Origin of the sequence: uncultured Parabacteroides sp., from assembly GCF_905196875.1 — a bacterium.
Classification (GTDB): domain Bacteria; phylum Bacteroidota; class Bacteroidia; order Bacteroidales; family Tannerellaceae; genus Parabacteroides.
Map to the genome: position 1 here is coordinate 94,886 of NZ_CAJJWO010000005.1, position 16,051 is coordinate 110,936.

Sequence of the window (16,051 nt, forward strand, 5' to 3'; positions counted from 1 at the left end):
GAAAAAAAGATTATTTTATTCCGATCGGTGATAAAAGTGGAATCGTTTTGTAGTAACAATATTTCAGTCATAGCAAAATATTACTAACACTCAAAAAAAACATCCGAAAGATTTTCAAATATAGGGACAGAGTGATCAACAAACGACCTGACAACAACAATCTGCTATATCCCAACTCGTCAGGAACAGATTATTCTAAAAAATCCGGAGAATGTCTTAATACAGTACAAGGAATGCATAGGTTTAATGACATTTTGTCAAAATAACAAAATAACATGAACTACATATATCTAAAAATCAAATATTTGAATATCTTTGAAAACTGAGAAAAACATCTCAGATCATTCATATAAAAAACATTGATAAAATAAAAAGGTTAGATGGAACCAATAGGTAAGATTGATAAAAAAAGCAAAGTTCGCAAAACACGTAAACCAAATAAAGTCAGTAAAAAACGAAATAATAAATATCGTTCTACTATTGCTTTTTTTGAAAAAAACAACAAATGGCCTTCACCCACTGCCAAAGACCCGAAAGAACTGCCTTTGGGACAATGGATCGTTCGAATCAGATACCTCAGAAATCATTTTCCCGAAAGATTACCTGAGAAAATTATTGAGCTGGTAGACAGAATAGATGCCGATAAGTTGCAAAAAAGTACCGAACAGTGGGAAAATAATTATTATAAACTGAAGGATTTCGTAAAAAATGAGAAACGTTGGCCTCTACCCGGTTCACCAAACCCGGAAGAGAACAAACTTTACAACTGGTGTACTACCCAAAAAAGTGTTAGAAACGGCATTTTGCAAGGCCGTTTGAGTGATGAACGTATTCAAATGTTGGATGCCATCGGATTCCAATGGAATAAAAACAGAAAGAAAAGAAGCTGGAACGAATCATTCAACATGGTCAAGAAGTATTACCTCCACAACGGAAGATGGCCATCCCACGCCACAGATTCAGAAGAAACCAGATTGGCTAAATGGTGCAGTAAAATGAGAGCCTATAAAAACGGAACGGATAAAACCGGAAAATTGACTTCTTTACAGATCAAAAAATTAACCGACTTAGGTTTTGAATGGGAACTCACTGTAACCAGCAACGGCCGTACAGAAGAACAGCTAAATAGAATATGGTTTGGCAGATACACCGAGTTTTGTGATTTCATCACCACCTACAAACGATATCCTTCCACGACGTCAGAGGAAGAAAGAGCCCTCTATTCCTGGTGGATGAGAATGGCACACCTAAGAAGAAAAGGAAAATTAAACAATGATCGTATCCTATTGCTGAATAGTATAGGATTCAAATGGGGCAGAGGAAATAATGAATAAGACATAAAAAAAGGTTTGAAAATAATTTCAAACCTTTTGTTGTTCTACCAGGGCTCGAACCTGGAATTTCAGGACCAGAATCTGACGTGTTACCATTACACCATAGAACAGTTTTTATTGTCCCGAGTAATATATTTCTCGATTACGGGTGCAAAGATACGGACATTTTTCATATCTGCAAATATTCAGCAAAAAAATTTCATCAAAATAAACATTTTCTTCTTTTCTCTGTTTTGAAATTGCAGGGTTTATACATATATTAAACAGATAAAGCATGTACATAATAAATTTAAGAAGTATATTTGCGTCTTCGAAATATTATTCAATAAAAAATAGATGGATCAAACAAAAGAATTAGTACAAACAATTGTAGAAGGTCTACAAGAAAAAAAAGGCAAAAATATTGTAACCGTAGATTTAACCCAGCTATCTGGGGCAGTATGCCAATACATGGTTATCTGCGAAGGAAATACTCCTACCCAGGTATCAGCCCTTTCCGATTCAGTATGGGACTTTGTGCGTAGAAATGCAGGTGAAAAACCACTATCTATCGACGGCAATCAAAGTTCCCTATGGATAGGTATGGATTATGGCACGGTTCTTGTACACATATTTACACCGGAACAACGTGAGTTCTATAATCTGGATAACCTATGGTCTGACGCTAAAGTCACCCAGATTCCGAATCTCGACTAAGGCCGGATTAATATTATCGAATTCAAAGTATGGAAAATAAAAACGACATGTTTAATAAAACACCGAAGAACAATAAGCCTAAAATGTTCCGGTTTAACCTGTACTGGATGTACGGGTTAATATTCATGATGCTTATTGCTTTGTATCTGACTAACGATTCTTCGGCGTCAAAAGAACTGGGATGGACAGAATTCCAGAAGCTGGCTCAGGAAAACGTATTCGACAAGATGGTTGTCTACAACAAGAAAAACATGGTTGAGGCGACAGTCAAAAGCGGACAAAAAGGATTAGTATTTAAAAGCGACAGTTCAGCTTTAGGAACAAACCCGAAGGTATACGTAAAAATACCATCGGCAGACAAATTTTCCGATTTTTACGACAAAGCGGTTACCGATAACCACATTGACACCCAGGTACGCTTTGAAGAAGGAGATGATGCTATATGGAACTTCCTTGTTTCATTCGGACCGATCATCCTCATTATTGCCGTATGGATTTTCCTGATGCGGAGAATGTCCGGAGGTGCAGGTGGAGGTCCCGGTGGAGTTTTCAGTGTAGGTAAAGCTAAAGCACAATTATTCGACAAAGATAATGACCGGAAAGTAACATTTAAGGATGTAGCAGGATTGTCGGAGGCCAAACAAGAGGTAGAAGAAATCGTATCCTTTCTTAAAAGCCCGGAAAGATATACGGAACTGGGAGGTAAAATACCTAAGGGTGCCTTGTTGGTAGGCCCTCCAGGAACAGGTAAAACATTACTAGCCAAAGCTGTAGCAGGAGAAGCGGATGTTCCGTTCTTTTCCCTTTCAGGTTCCGACTTCGTTGAGATGTTTGTCGGTGTTGGTGCATCACGTGTTCGCGACCTATTCCGCCAGGCAAAAGAGAAATCTCCGTGTATCGTATTTATCGACGAGATCGATGCTGTTGGCCGTGCCCGTGGCAAAAACGCCAATATGAACAGTAATGACGAACGCGAAAACACATTAAACCAGTTGTTGACAGAAATGGATGGCTTCGGTTCCAACAGTGGGGTGATCATCCTGGCAGCAACCAACCGTGCCGACATTCTGGATAAAGCCTTACTTCGTGCTGGACGTTTCGACCGTCAGATCAGTGTGGAATTGCCCGACCTGAACGAGCGTAAGGAAATATTCGGCGTACATTTACGCCCGATCAAGATAGACGAAAGCGTGGATGCGGAATTCATGGCCCGCCAGACTCCGGGATTCTCCGGCGCTGACATTGCTAATGTTTGTAATGAAGCTGCATTGATCGCAGCCCGTAGCGACAAGAAGTTCGTTCAAAAAGAGGACTTCATGAACGCTATCGACCGTATCGTCGGCGGTTTGGAAAAACGCTCTATGATAACGACGGCGGATGAACGAAAGAGTATTGCTTTCCACGAAGCCGGTCATGCTACATTAAGCTGGTTCCTCGAACATGCCAATCCATTGGTAAAAGTGACCATCGTCCCCAGAGGCAAAGCTCTGGGAGCAGCTTGGTATATGCCGGAAGAACGTCAGATCACCACCCGCGAACAGATGCTGGATGAAATGTGCGCAACTTTGGGCGGTCGTGCGGCAGATGAATTTTTCCTCGGTAAAATAACAACCGGAGCTTCCAACGACCTGGAACGTGTAACCAAGCAAGCTTATGCAATGGTCGTTTACTTCGGTATGAGCGAAAAACTGCCTAACTTGAATTATTATGATTCAACCGGTCAGGACTGGGGATTCACCAAACCGTACAGTGAAGAGACATCCCGGATGATCGACCAGGAAGTACAAAAGATCATCAGCGAACAGTATGAACGTGCCAAGAAAATCCTGTTTGAAAACAAGGAAGGACATCACGCATTGGCACAGGTTTTACTCGAACGGGAAGTGATCTACACAGAAGATGTAGAACATATCTTCGGTAAACGTGCCTGGGTTTCCCGTTCGCAGGAAATTCTGGAATTACAGGAAAAAGCGAACAACAGCAAACAGGAACAGACTGCTGCCAACAAAGATAACACCCAGGTTTCACCTGCAGGTGACAATACGGCAGAAAAAATGGCCTGACCCGTTCGTCTCTGAGGAATAAAATGAGGCCAGATAGTTCTTTATTGAAGATACTATCTGGCCTCTCTGTTTATATTTGGATTTATTCTTTATCTTTGCACGAAAAATAAATCAACAAACGAACTAAATAATACGGCTTTGAAAAATCTGATCATACGAGCACTTACGGGTATAATCTTCGTCACAATCCTTGTCGGAGCTATATGCTACCATTCAATCTCTTTCCTTGTTATATTCAGTTTGATCACCGGATTAACGTTATGGGAGTTTTATGGTCTTGTAAAACATTATGAGGATGCTTCTATCAAACGATTTATTGGTTCGCTGGGGGGAGTCTATTTATTTGCTGCCACCTTCATTTATACCAACCAGTTGACAGATGGACTCATTTTTCTCCCCTACCTATTATTCCTTATATACACATTAGTTGCCGAACTGTATTATAAAGCGCCGAATCCAATCAATAACTGGGCTTTTACTTTTTTTGCACAGATCTATTGTGCAGGAACATTCTCTATGTTGAACTTCATTGCGGCCATGCCCGATACTGCGAGAACGATTGTTTACTCTCCACTGTTCGTCATGGCTATCTTTATTTTTATTTGGCTGAACGACACAGGAGCTTACTTGGTCGGCTCTCTAATTGGTAAAAGGAGATTATTTGAACGCATATCACCTAAAAAATCATGGGAAGGCTTCTTTGGCGGATTAGCTGTTGTACTGGGGGCATCGCAGGCGTTGGCCTGGTATGCACCTGAAATTAGCTGGTATAATTGGTTAGGACTATCGGCCACAGTGGTTATATTCGGAACTTGGGGCGATTTGACCGAGTCGCTGTTAAAAAGAACATTAGGAGTAAAAGATTCCGGTAATCTCCTCCCCGGTCACGGCGGTATGCTTGACCGGTTCGACAGCTTGATGCTGGCAGCTCCTGCAGCCTACATTTATATAGAACTCTTTATTCGAAATTAAACGTCAATACAACCATACGGGAGGTTGCTTTCGATAATGAATTGGGGTATTTGATCAGTTCCTGATCAGTCAGGTCGTTACGGTTTTTAGCCAACAGATCCACTAATCCGAAGCAAAACTTCAATTCTGGACAAAGTTTAAAGAATGGCAGATAGATATCGCACCCGACACCGAACTCCAGCCCGAAATCGGCACCTTTAAGTAAAATCGGCATTCCTTTCTTACGTCCGAGATCCATGGCCCCATAGACTCCACCAATCAGGTAAGGGCGATAATTATTTAACCGGAGAGCCGAATACTTCACATCCAACGGAAAACTTAGTATGGTAGAGCGAACGGAAGTCGTAAACTCCTCCCCTGTCGTCTGTTCCCGGAAAAGAAACTTCTTATCCCCAAAATGGACAGTAGGAACAAAACGCAGGTTAAAATAGGGATTCAGATACATATCCCCGATTACTCCGACACTAAATCCCGGCGAATAACTGGGTATTTCAGCGAACCACGTTTCACCGTCAGTTGTAACACCTGTATTTGTCAACAACAAATCCTGCGCATGTAATCCGACATGAAACCCCAGATGGAGCCATTTCAAATCGGCATACGGCTGATTCTTAACCTTCTCTTTTTGCGCCATTACACTCGGTAAGGTAAGGCTACAGACCAATAATAGAAATAATAGACGTCTCAACTCTCAATCAATTTTGAATTATAACGAAAAAGATAGGAACTTATTGCAGAAATACAAATAAAACTCTATTTTTGCACCAACTAATAGTTATCAATTTAAACGTTTAAGAAAATGGCTTATTTAATTAGTGAAGATTGTATTGCTTGCGGTACTTGCATCGACGAGTGTCCGGTAGGAGCTATCTCAGAAGGCGATATCTACCATATCGATCCTGAAATGTGTACTGATTGTGGTACTTGTGCAGACGCTTGTCCAACTGAAGCAATTCATCCGGTTGCATAAACCGAAGTAAAATAGGCAACCGATAAGGATACCTATAAAAGATAACGGGCAGTTTTTCTTATTTAAGAAACTGCCCGTTATTATTTTTTCCCCCTTCAAAAATCAATATTCAGTTTTATTTCATCATCCGAATCATCATCTGCCTTCGTCTCCATATCCGGGGTCTTAGCGTCCAACCCATCAGAGTTACGCTGTTTGATGTAATTGATCACATCATTCATTCCCTCCATAAACTTTTCAAAATCCTCCTTATAAAGGAAAATCTTATGCTTCTCAAAAGACACTTGTGTTCCATTCTTCGGCTGTACCTTCTTACTTTCGGTTACAGCCAGAAACAAATCGTCTTTTAAGTTCTTCTTCACATCCAGGTAATAAATCCGCTTACCTGCCTTTATAGCTTTAGAGTACAGAATCTCTTTATCGCCACCTTCAACCTGTGTTTTCTTCACCGACTCATCCATATAGCCAACTTTTGTTAAATACCGACCCATTTATCATAACTTGCTTCAAATATGTGCATTTTTTTTTAAACAACAACTATTTTAACGCATCAAAATGTATGATTTTACGTTTCAAATTGTAAAATAACAACTAACACACATAAAATTAAGTAAACCCGAACTCATTTATCAAAAGAATGACTACCTTTGCAGCCTAAATTTATAACAAGTAGTTCCTTCAAACGATGATCAACAGAATTTTAATCCGCATTAAAGTTTTACAGATAGTATACTCATTCTATCAAAATGGAAACAGTGACCTCAAAGTTGCGGAAAATGAATTGCTTTTCAGCTTACGGAAATCGTATGATTTGTATCATTATTTCCTCCTCCTAATTATTGAAGTCACCAATTTACAGAAGCGGACACTTGACGCTAAAAAAAGCAAGTACATGCCGACTCATGCGGAGTTGAATCCCAACACTCGTCTGATAGATAATCGCTTCGCGGCTCAGGTTGCCGAAAACACAGCGCTTCAGAAGTATGTGGCAGAGCAAGGTATATCTTGGGCAAACGATGAAGAGTTCATTAAAAATGTACTCGACATCATTCTGACTTCTGATTTATACAGTGAATATATTGACAACGAGAATGATTCTTATGAAACAGATAAGGAATTCTGGCGTTGCGTATTCAAAAAACTGATTTGTGGAAACGAAGTTATCGAAGATTTCCTGGAAGATAAAAGTATCTACTGGAATGATGATATCGAAATCGTTGAGACGTTCACTTTAAAAACAATCAAAAAATTTGAGGAAAAGAACGGAAGCAAGCAGGAATTATTACCAATGTTCAAAGACCTGGAAGATCATTCTTTTGCTATCAAACTATTCCGTCAGACATTATTGAAAGGTGACGAATATCGCGAACGCATCAACAAACATATGAAAAACTGGGAAACAGAGCGTATTGCCAATATGGATCTGATCATCATGCAGGTTGCTCTGGCTGAAATTATGACTTTTCCATCAATTCCTATTAATGTAACACTAAACGAATACATCGATACTGCAAAATACTATAGCACACCTAAAAGTGGTAACTTCATCAACGGAATTTTAGATTCTATCGTATCGGAGTTAAAAAAAGAAAAGGTATTGCTCAAAGATTAATTATTATACTTACATTTGTACCTAGTCAAATAGGTATAAACTTATAAACGAATATAGTATATGAACTTAGTTAGTATTTTCCTACAGGCTGCCGGAGGCCAGTCACAGTGGTCAGGTATCCTTATGATGGTTGTTATTGTTGCAATCTTCTATTTTTTCATGATCCGTCCGCAACAAAAAAAGCAAAAAGAGATCCAGAAATCACGTGAAGCTTTAAAAACAGGTGATAAAGTAATCACAGCGGGAGGTATCTATGGTAAGATCAAAGAAATCGGTGACACCTATATGCTAATCGAAATTTCAGATGGTGTTCGTATACGTGTAGATAAAACTTCTATCTTTGCTTCTTCAGAAGACGCACAGCAAAAATAAGAAACAATAAATATGTCGCAGCTTGATAGAATAAATAACTCATTCAAGTCTGCCCGGATGAAGATTAATGCTTTTCTGCGTCGTCAAAGATGGAAAGAAGCATTAATCTTTTTCTCTTTCGTACTACTGGCTTTTGGCTTTTGGTTACTACAAAGCCTGCAACAGGAATATGAAATAGAAATCAGTATTCCGGTCAGATACAAAAATATTCCTCCGGATGTTTCCTTCACTGAAACACCTCCACAAGAGGTTGTTGCAAGAGTAAAAGATAAAGGAAGTGTTTTGCTTAACTATTCCTTCGGTCGTTCATTTGCCCCGATCGAAGCGAATATGAAAAACCAAACGGAGAAGAGTGGTTCTTTATCTATCGCTAAAAAGACAATACAAAGCGATATCCAAAAGCAACTGTTAGCGACAACTTCCTTAACAGGGTTCGAACCGCAACATATCGATGCATCTTATAGTAAACGTATAAAAAAAGAGATACCTGTTATCTTCGATGGAGCAATACAAACTAATCCAGGGTTTCACATATCAGGGAATATTACAATTACCCCAGCAAATATCAGCGTATATGCCAGTGATGTAGTATTGGACACATTGAATCAGGCAAAAACTGTATTTACAGAGATAAAAAAAGGAAATAAAACGATCACTAAGACTATACAGTTACAAAAAGTAGATGAAGCGACTTATGATCCGACAAGTGTTACTGTAACGATCCCAATCGAAGAATTCACGGAAAAAACACTGGAGATACCTGTACTCTGTACTGATTTACCTCCACATTACACCTTGCGTACTTTCCCAGCTATTGCAAAAGTAACATGCAGTATCCCGCTATCCCGTTTCAAGGATTTATCGGAGAATGCATTTGAGATCAAATTTTCATTTAAAGATCTGGAACAAAACGCATTGGGAACACTTCCCATTCACCTGACAAAAAAACCGGATTGGGTAAATTCCGCGACACTTGTTCCTGATAAAATAGAATTCATTCTGGAGCAAAACAATCTTCATGATTAAAATTGGAATAACCGGAGGAATTGGAAGCGGCAAATCGGTTGTAGCATCCTTATTCAACTTATACGGAATACCTGTCTACGTGGCAGATACTGAAAGTAAGAAACTTACAGCCACATCCCCTATCATCAAAAAACAGTTGATAGACCTGTTCGGTGAGGATCTTTATACAGAACAAGGATTGAATAAAAAGCTATTAGCTTCACATATATTCGGAAATCCTGAACGTCTCAAGCAAGTTAATGCCATAATACATCCGGAAGTAAACCGTCATTTTACGGAATGGGCAAAAAGCCAGTCGTCTGAACTCTGTGCAATAGAATCTGCAATTCTTTTTGAATCCGGCTTTAATAAAATGGTAGATAAAAGTATAATGGTATATGCGCCACAGGGACTTCGTATCGAACGAGCTTTACAACGCGACAACACCTCCCGAGAAGATATCGTAAACCGTATCAATAGCCAATTACCCGATGAAACAAAAAAGGAATGGTCTGATTATGTCATCCATAATGACAACCGACAAGCATTATTGCCTCAGATCGAGAAATTTCTGAGCTCTCTCCGAACTTCTGCAACCCAATAAGTGATTTAATTCACATTCTCTTTCATATTTTTCTTTCCGATTGTAACGGTTAAATCGTATAGTTATGCTACATTTGCAGCTTTAAAGTTTAACACTATTAGAAAACGAAGTATTATGTTGAAGACTATTTTGTCTATTTCGGGAAAACCGGGATTATTTAAATTGGTTTCCCACGGAAAGAACATGCTGATTGTCGAATCGCTGACAGATAAGAAAAGAGTACCTGCGTATGCAAAAGATAAAGTAATCTCGTTAGGTGATATTGCTATTTATACAACCGAGACGGAAGTTCCTTTACACGAAGTACTCACCAGCGTAAAAAATAAAGAAAACGGAGCAAAAGTAACAGTTCCTTCCGATACCAAAGAACTGCGTAACTATTTTGCTGAAGTATTGCCTGATTTCGACCGCGAAAGAGTATATCCAAGCGATATTAAGAAATTGCTGACATGGTATAATATACTGATCGGAGCCGAGATTACCGACTTCACTCCAGAAGAAGAACCTACAGCAGAAGACGTGAAAGTGGAAGAAGAAACAAGCGCTGAAGAAAAAGCCGAATAAAAATAAATCAGCATAAAAAAAGCGATGCTTAATTAAATGCATCGCTTTTTTTATATCATAATGTATTATCAAAACAACGGATTATCCACCTTTTCTTTCAACAAGGCAAGATCTATTACCTGACGAATATCCTCCACATAGTGAAAAGTCAGACCTTTCACATATTCCGCTTTGATCTCATTGATATCTTTCTGATTCTCTTTACATAAGATCAATTCTTTGATACCAGCCCGTTTAGCAGCCAGAATCTTTTCTTTGATACCACCTACCGGAAGAACTTTGCCACGAAGCGTTATTTCCCCTGTCATTGCCAGGTTCTTTTTCACTTTACGCTGGGTAAATGCAGACACAAGAGAAGTCACCATCGTCACACCTGCACTAGGTCCGTCCTTCGGTATAGCCCCTTCAGGTACATGAATATGTACATTCCAATTTTCAAATAATTCTTCGTTAATATCAAATAAAGAGGCATGAGCATGAATAAATTCAAGTGCCAACATGGCAGATTCTTTCATTACCTCTCCCAAATTACCTGTCAAAGTTAACTTAGAACCTTTACCACGGCTCAGGCTCGATTCCACAAACAGAATCTCCCCTCCTACTGCAGTCCAGGCTAATCCTGTAACAACACCGGCATATTCGTTACCTTGATATTTATCCCGGCTATATTCGATTTGTCCCAGATATTCATGGAGATCTTCCGGTTTGATCTGTGACGGGATCGCCTCGTCGGAAGCCACTTTACGAGCTAGCTTACGCATGATCTTAGCTATTTTCTTATCCAGTTCACGCACACCACTCTCGCGGGTATACGATTCGATAATGACCTGTAAAGTCTTTTTAGGCAACTTCACCTTTCCTTTACTCAGACCATGAGCTTCCAGCTGCTTAGGCACCAGGTGACGGGCAGCAATTTCCACTTTCTCCTCCAGAATATAACCGCTTACTTCGATCAATTCCATACGATCCAGCAAGGGCTGGGAAATCGTATTCAGGTTATTGGCAGTAGCGATAAACATAACCTTACTCAGATCATAGTCAATATCCAGATAGTTGTCGTGAAAAGCTGAATTCTGTTCCGGGTCGAGCACCTCTAGCAATGCAGATGCTGGATCGCCTTTAAAGTCATTCGTCACCTTATCTATTTCATCCAGGATAAACACAGGATTCGAACTTCCCGCCTTCTGAATATTCTGGATAATACGCCCGCCCATCGCACCGATATAAGTACGGCGATGACCACGTATTTCAGCTTCATCATGCAAGCCGCCCAACGAAATACGCACATATTTACGATGTAAAGCTTCTGCAACAGATTTACCTAAAGAAGTTTTACCAACTCCCGGAGGTCCGTATAAACAGATAATAGGCGATTTCATATCCCCTTTCAACTTCAAGACAGCCAAATGTTCTATAATACGCTCTTTCACCTTTTCCAAACCGTAATGATCGCGATCAAGAACTTTCTGGGCATGAGCCAGATTAAAGTTATCCTTGCTGTATTCATTCCACGGCAGGTTGATTATTGTCTGTACATATTGTGTCTGTATAGAAAAATCAGGAGACTGCGGATGCAGGCGTTCCAGCTTACGAACTTCCTTTTCAAATATTTCAGCTACAGCTGCCGGCCATTTTTTACGGGCAGCCTTTTCACGCAATTCTTTTATTTCGAGATCGTTTATATTTCCACCCAGTTCTTCCTGGATCGTCTTGATCTGTTGCTGGAGGAAATATTCCTTCTGCTGCTGATTGATATCTTCATGCGTCTTCATCTGGATAGATGCTTTAAGTTCTACCAGCTGATATTCACGATTCAGGATAAACAACAAACGATATGCACGATCTTTCAAGTCACCGATCAACAGGAGTTCCTGTTTCTCAGCCGATCCACTGGGAATATTACTACATGAAAAATTAATCAGGTAAAGAACATTCTTATTATTCTTTATGGAAAATATCAGATCACGTGGCGGCTCATTCAAAGCCCCCAGCATTTTTATGGTAAGATCTTTAATTGTGGAGATCAGAGCTTCGAACTCACGATCTGACTTTTTCGGCATTTTATCCTCCAACAAAGATATTTTACCTTTCAGATAAGGTTCTGTCTCTTTTAAAGATTCCAAGGCGAAACGTTTTTTCCCCTGCAGGATCACGGTTGTCGTACCATCCGGCATTTCCAGAACGCGCACGATATCAGCAATCACACCAGTAGTATACAGATCCTCAAAACCAGGATCTTCCGTATTCATCTCTTTCTGACATACCACACCGATCAGCGCTTTCTTATGAACAGCCTCTTTTATCAGACGCATAGATTTCGGACGACCAACAATAACCGGCATAGCCACTCCGGGAAAAAGAACCATATTCCTCAACGGAAGAATAGGTATTTCATTGCCGACTTTTTCTATACCCTCTGTAAAATCCTCATCCACATCACATTCTGTCAGGATAGGCATTACAATACCAATATTATCATCTAAATCGTCGTACGACTCTTCAGTAAACCTCTTCATTCTTTCTTTCATCATATTTACTTCCCTATCAATTGTATGTATTAATACAATAAACGTGCCAAAGTTACAGCTTTTTCAGTCAATTCTAACTACTTTTGCACTTCACATTATAAATATTATATGGCAAATCCTTATTTCCGATTCAAAAAATTTACAATTTATCATGATAAATGCGCAATGAAGGTCGGAACCGATGCCGTATTGCTGGGAGCCTGGGCTGAAACCACCCAATGCAAAAGCATACTGGATATAGGAACCGGAACCGGAATTATCGCTTTAATGCTGGCCCAACGGAGTTCGGCACAAATCGATGCGATCGATATCGATAAAGATGCATACATACAAGCGACGGAAAATATAATAGCCTCTCCTTTTGCCGAAAGAATAAAAGTGATGCATTCTTCATGTACTGATTTTATAATGTCAAATCCAGAGATGAGATATGATTTGATCGTATCCAACCCTCCTTACTTTATAAATTCACTAAAATGTCCGGATAATAAACGTACGGTTGCCCGGCATACCGATACATTACAACTTCCGGACCTGATCCGGGAAGTTCGGACCTTGTTATCTCCTACAGGACGAATCTCATTGGTATTACCCCATGAACAACTGGATGAAGTCAGGGAACTCGCATCCATAAACCATTTATATATTTACAGGCAAACAGATGTAATCCCTGTTCCCGGAGCACAACCCAAGCGATTGCTGATAGAATTGTCAGCGACAGAAGAAAACATAAAAAAACGGGATACACTGATTATTGAAGAAGCCCGCCATCAGTATACCCCGGAATATATTGCACTCACCAAAGAGTTCTATCTGAAAATGTAAGGTAATCTTTTATCAAAGAAACGGGTCACCTCACCAAACAAGTTATGTACTTCCTTCGTAAAAGAAACCACTTCGGGAGTTATAACATGCAAGGATTGTGGAATGACAGAAATATCGATGCGGCTATCGGCCATCACCGGTTCACCATCCAAATGCATAACCCCCGGATTCTGCCGGATAATTGTAACTTGCTGAGCTTTCAACGTCTTGATCTTACTGTTGCGGTCGATCTGCTTTGTGAAAAGCTGAATTGCCAAGGGCGCTATATCCAATGGTGTAAAGGGAGACAGAATGGTCAAATCCATTCTTCCGTCCTGAATATTGGCATGAGGAGCAATAAATGCGTTGTTCCCGTACTGAGATGCATTGGCACATGCCACCAGAAAAGCCTTTTCTTTGATCGTTTGGTTATCCACCAGTAATTCATAAGGCTCCGGTTTATAGCTTAGATATTCTTCTACAGTATTCTTTATATAGGTCAGAGATCCACGACGTTTTTCTTCTGCAAACTTCTGGCTTACAGCGGCATCAAAACCGACTCCGCAAGTACAGAAGAATACCTGGTTGTTGGCTTTGCAACAATCGATTGTAGAAACATGTCCTTTGATAATCAGGTCTAGTGCCCGTTTAGCATCCATCGGTATATGTAACTCGCGAGCCAGTCCGTTACCTGATCCTTTCGGAACAATCCCTAACACTGCATCAGAATGGATCATAGAACGGGCTATTTCATTCACCGTTCCATCGCCACCTACTGCTATAATGCAATTTGCCCCCTCATCGATCGCTTTTTTCGTCAACTCACTTGCATGCCCCCGGTATTCGGTAAATGAGATATCCAGCAAACAGTTGCCTTTCTCGCACATCTGCTCTATCATTCTGGGTATCTTTCTCTTCGAACCTACTCCGGATATAGGATTTATTATAGCCTGCAACTTTATTCTTTTCCCGTCCATCCTAACTGTTTATAAAGATTGAAGGGACAAAAATAATGCTTTTGTAAAACTTTTAAAGCATTAAGGCAACTATAAGTTATTTTTTTACTACTTTTGCGGCTGGATTTGCCGAAACATAGGTGAATATGTATGCGACAAACCGGCAATTCTTTGAATAGAATTTTAATAAGCGAGAAAATCATTCTCTTCAATAATAATATGAAACTTTTACAAGAGAAACTAGCAAAGTACGATGCTCCTCAAAAAGCAATGGCTGCAGGAATTTACCCTTATTTCAGAATGATCGAAAGCGATCAGGACACTGAGGTAATGATCAGCGGCAAAAAAGTCTTGATGTTTGGCTCTAACGCTTATTTAGGATTAACCAACCATCCTAAAGTAAAAGAAGCTGCAATTGAAGCGATCAAGAAATATGGCACAGGTTGCGCAGGTTCGCGTTTCCTGAATGGTACACTCGACATCCATATTCAATTAGAGAAACGTCTGGCTGAATTTGTCGGAAAAGAAGACGCAATTGTGTATTCTACAGGTTTCCAGGTCAACCTGGGAGTAGTATCCTGTCTGACAGGACGTGAAGATTACATCCTATGGGATGAATTAGACCATGCCTCTATTATCGAAGGCCATCGTCTTTCCTTCTCAACCAAGTTGAAATATAAACATAACGATATGGATTCACTGGAAAAGCAACTTCAAAAGTGCGAACCGGATAAAGTGAAACTGATCGTTATCGATGGTGTATTCAGTATGGAAGGTGATGTAGCCAAGCTTCCTGAAATCGTCGCTTTAGCTAAAAAGTATAATGCCAGCATCATGGTAGACGAAGCACACGGTTTAGGAGTTCTGGGAGATCACGGACGCGGAACATGTAACCACTTCGGTGTTACCGACGACGTAGACCTGATCATGGGCACATTCAGTAAATCACTGGCTTCTATCGGTGGATTTATCGCTTCAGATAAAGATACAATCAACTACCTCCGTCACAATTCACGTTCATACATTTTCAGTGCCAGTAACACGCCGGCCGCTACAGCTGCAGCAGGTGCCGCACTTGATATTATGTTGAGCGAACCGGAACGTATCGAACATCTTTGGGACCTGACGCATTACGCGTTAGACGGTTTCCGGAATATGGGTTGTGAAATCGGACATACGTCAACTCCGATCATCCCGTTGTTCATTCGTAACAACGACCTGACATTCCTTATCGTTAAGGAATTATTCGAAGCCGGTATCTTCGTAAACCCGGTTGTTTCACCGGCTGTTGCCCCGGAAGATACACTAATCCGCTTCTCTTTGATGGCCACTCATACAAAAGAGCAACTGGATAAGGCACTCGAAGCGATCCACAGAGTATTTAAAAGTCACGGCTTAGTAAAATAAACTGTTACTATATCTATAATTAAAGGCCTTCAAACGGTAGTAATACAGTTTGGGGGCTTTTTACATTTCCGCTATTCTTGTTTTTTCACTATACCTTATTCATTCTCTGAGAATATTTGACTATTTTTGCGTAATTGTAGACACTATAAATACATATATATTAC

15 protein-coding genes, 1 tRNA gene and 1 pseudogene are annotated in these 16,051 nt (G+C 40.0%); 12 read left to right on the forward strand and 5 right to left on the reverse strand.

Annotated elements, in window-relative coordinates; genetic code table 11:
• Positions 1-380 precede the first annotated feature (380 nt).
• Positions 381-1,334 carry a helicase associated domain-containing protein gene (locus QZ076_RS03295; RefSeq protein ID WP_293710335.1) on the forward strand — a complete coding sequence of 318 codons (954 nt, stop codon included), beginning with the start codon at positions 381-383 and terminating at the stop codon, positions 1,332-1,334.
• 39 nt (positions 1,335-1,373) lie between these two features.
• On the opposite strand, the gene QZ076_RS03300 is transcribed toward QZ076_RS03295, so the two are convergent.
• A tRNA-Gln gene (locus QZ076_RS03300) sits at positions 1,374-1,444 on the reverse strand.
• Between the two features lie 226 nt (positions 1,445-1,670).
• Here QZ076_RS03300 and rsfS point away from each other — a divergent pair.
• From rsfS to QZ076_RS03315, 3 genes are all read left to right on the forward strand, one after another.
• Positions 1,671-2,030: a ribosome silencing factor gene (gene rsfS / locus QZ076_RS03305; RefSeq protein ID WP_293710337.1), complete on the forward strand. Its 360-nt coding sequence runs from the start codon at positions 1,671-1,673 to the stop codon at positions 2,028-2,030.
• A gap of 29 nt (positions 2,031-2,059) precedes the next feature.
• Positions 2,060-4,093, forward strand: a complete 2,034-nt coding sequence (gene ftsH / locus QZ076_RS03310; protein ID WP_293710339.1) for an ATP-dependent zinc metalloprotease FtsH — start codon at positions 2,060-2,062, stop codon at positions 4,091-4,093.
• 138 nt (positions 4,094-4,231) lie between these two features.
• The gene (locus QZ076_RS03315; protein WP_293710342.1) at positions 4,232-5,065 is read left to right on the forward strand and encodes a phosphatidate cytidylyltransferase; all 834 of its coding nucleotides are present in this window, start codon (positions 4,232-4,234) and stop codon (positions 5,063-5,065) included.
• On the opposite strand, the gene QZ076_RS03320 is transcribed toward QZ076_RS03315, so the two are convergent.
• Complete coding sequence (locus QZ076_RS03320) at positions 5,052-5,753, reverse strand: porin family protein (RefSeq protein WP_293710344.1); 702 nt, start codon at positions 5,751-5,753, stop codon at positions 5,052-5,054. The genes QZ076_RS03315 and QZ076_RS03320 overlap by 14 nt on opposite strands.
• A gap of 111 nt (positions 5,754-5,864) precedes the next feature.
• On the opposite strand from QZ076_RS03320, the gene QZ076_RS03325 reads away from it, so the two are divergent.
• Positions 5,865-6,035 carry a 4Fe-4S binding protein gene (locus tag QZ076_RS03325; protein ID WP_007658993.1) on the forward strand — a complete coding sequence of 57 codons (171 nt, stop codon included), beginning with the start codon at positions 5,865-5,867 and terminating at the stop codon, positions 6,033-6,035.
• A gap of 95 nt (positions 6,036-6,130) precedes the next feature.
• On the opposite strand, the gene QZ076_RS03330 is transcribed toward QZ076_RS03325, so the two are convergent.
• A complete protein-coding gene (locus QZ076_RS03330) occupies positions 6,131-6,496 on the reverse strand; it encodes a DUF3276 family protein (protein ID WP_293710346.1) in 366 nt (121 codons plus the stop codon).
• 224 nt (positions 6,497-6,720) lie between these two features.
• Here QZ076_RS03330 and nusB point away from each other — a divergent pair, with 224 nt between their 5' ends.
• The 5 genes from nusB (at position 6,721) to QZ076_RS03355 (ending at position 10,192) form a co-directional block, all read left to right on the forward strand.
• A complete protein-coding gene (nusB, locus tag QZ076_RS03335) occupies positions 6,721-7,647 on the forward strand; it encodes a transcription antitermination factor NusB (RefSeq protein WP_293710348.1) in 927 nt (308 codons plus the stop codon).
• A 60-nt stretch (positions 7,648-7,707) separates the two neighbouring features.
• Complete coding sequence (gene yajC, locus QZ076_RS03340; protein ID WP_075556507.1) at positions 7,708-8,019, forward strand: preprotein translocase subunit YajC; 312 nt, start codon at positions 7,708-7,710, stop codon at positions 8,017-8,019.
• Between the two features lie 12 nt (positions 8,020-8,031).
• Positions 8,032-9,045 (forward strand): YbbR-like domain-containing protein, encoded by a 1,014-nt coding sequence (locus QZ076_RS03345; RefSeq protein ID WP_293710349.1) that lies wholly within the window; start codon positions 8,032-8,034, stop codon positions 9,043-9,045.
• The gene (gene coaE / locus QZ076_RS03350) at positions 9,038-9,628 is read left to right on the forward strand and encodes a dephospho-CoA kinase (protein ID WP_293710350.1); all 591 of its coding nucleotides are present in this window, start codon (positions 9,038-9,040) and stop codon (positions 9,626-9,628) included. The genes QZ076_RS03345 and coaE overlap by 8 nt, the downstream gene beginning before the upstream one ends.
• A 114-nt stretch (positions 9,629-9,742) precedes the next feature.
• Complete coding sequence (locus tag QZ076_RS03355; protein WP_293710351.1) at positions 9,743-10,192, forward strand: DUF5606 domain-containing protein; 450 nt, start codon at positions 9,743-9,745, stop codon at positions 10,190-10,192.
• Positions 10,193-10,263: 71 nt separating this feature from the next.
• Here the strand turns inward: QZ076_RS03355 and lon are convergent.
• Positions 10,264-12,723 (reverse strand): annotated as a pseudogene (gene lon / locus QZ076_RS03360) (endopeptidase La); the annotation flags it as partial.
• 105 nt (positions 12,724-12,828) lie between these two features.
• On the opposite strand from lon, the gene QZ076_RS03365 reads away from it, so the two are divergent.
• Positions 12,829-13,545, forward strand: a complete 717-nt coding sequence (locus QZ076_RS03365; protein WP_293710352.1) for a methyltransferase — start codon at positions 12,829-12,831, stop codon at positions 13,543-13,545.
• Here QZ076_RS03365 and QZ076_RS03370 read toward each other — a convergent pair.
• Positions 13,530-14,501, reverse strand: a complete 972-nt coding sequence (locus tag QZ076_RS03370) for a diacylglycerol kinase family protein (protein WP_293710354.1) — start codon at positions 14,499-14,501, stop codon at positions 13,530-13,532. The genes QZ076_RS03365 and QZ076_RS03370 overlap by 16 nt on opposite strands.
• A gap of 198 nt (positions 14,502-14,699) precedes the next feature.
• Between QZ076_RS03370 and QZ076_RS03375 the strand changes: the two genes are divergently transcribed.
• Complete coding sequence (locus QZ076_RS03375) at positions 14,700-15,887, forward strand: pyridoxal phosphate-dependent aminotransferase family protein (protein ID WP_075556500.1); 1,188 nt, start codon at positions 14,700-14,702, stop codon at positions 15,885-15,887.
• Positions 15,888-16,051 lie beyond the last annotated feature (164 nt).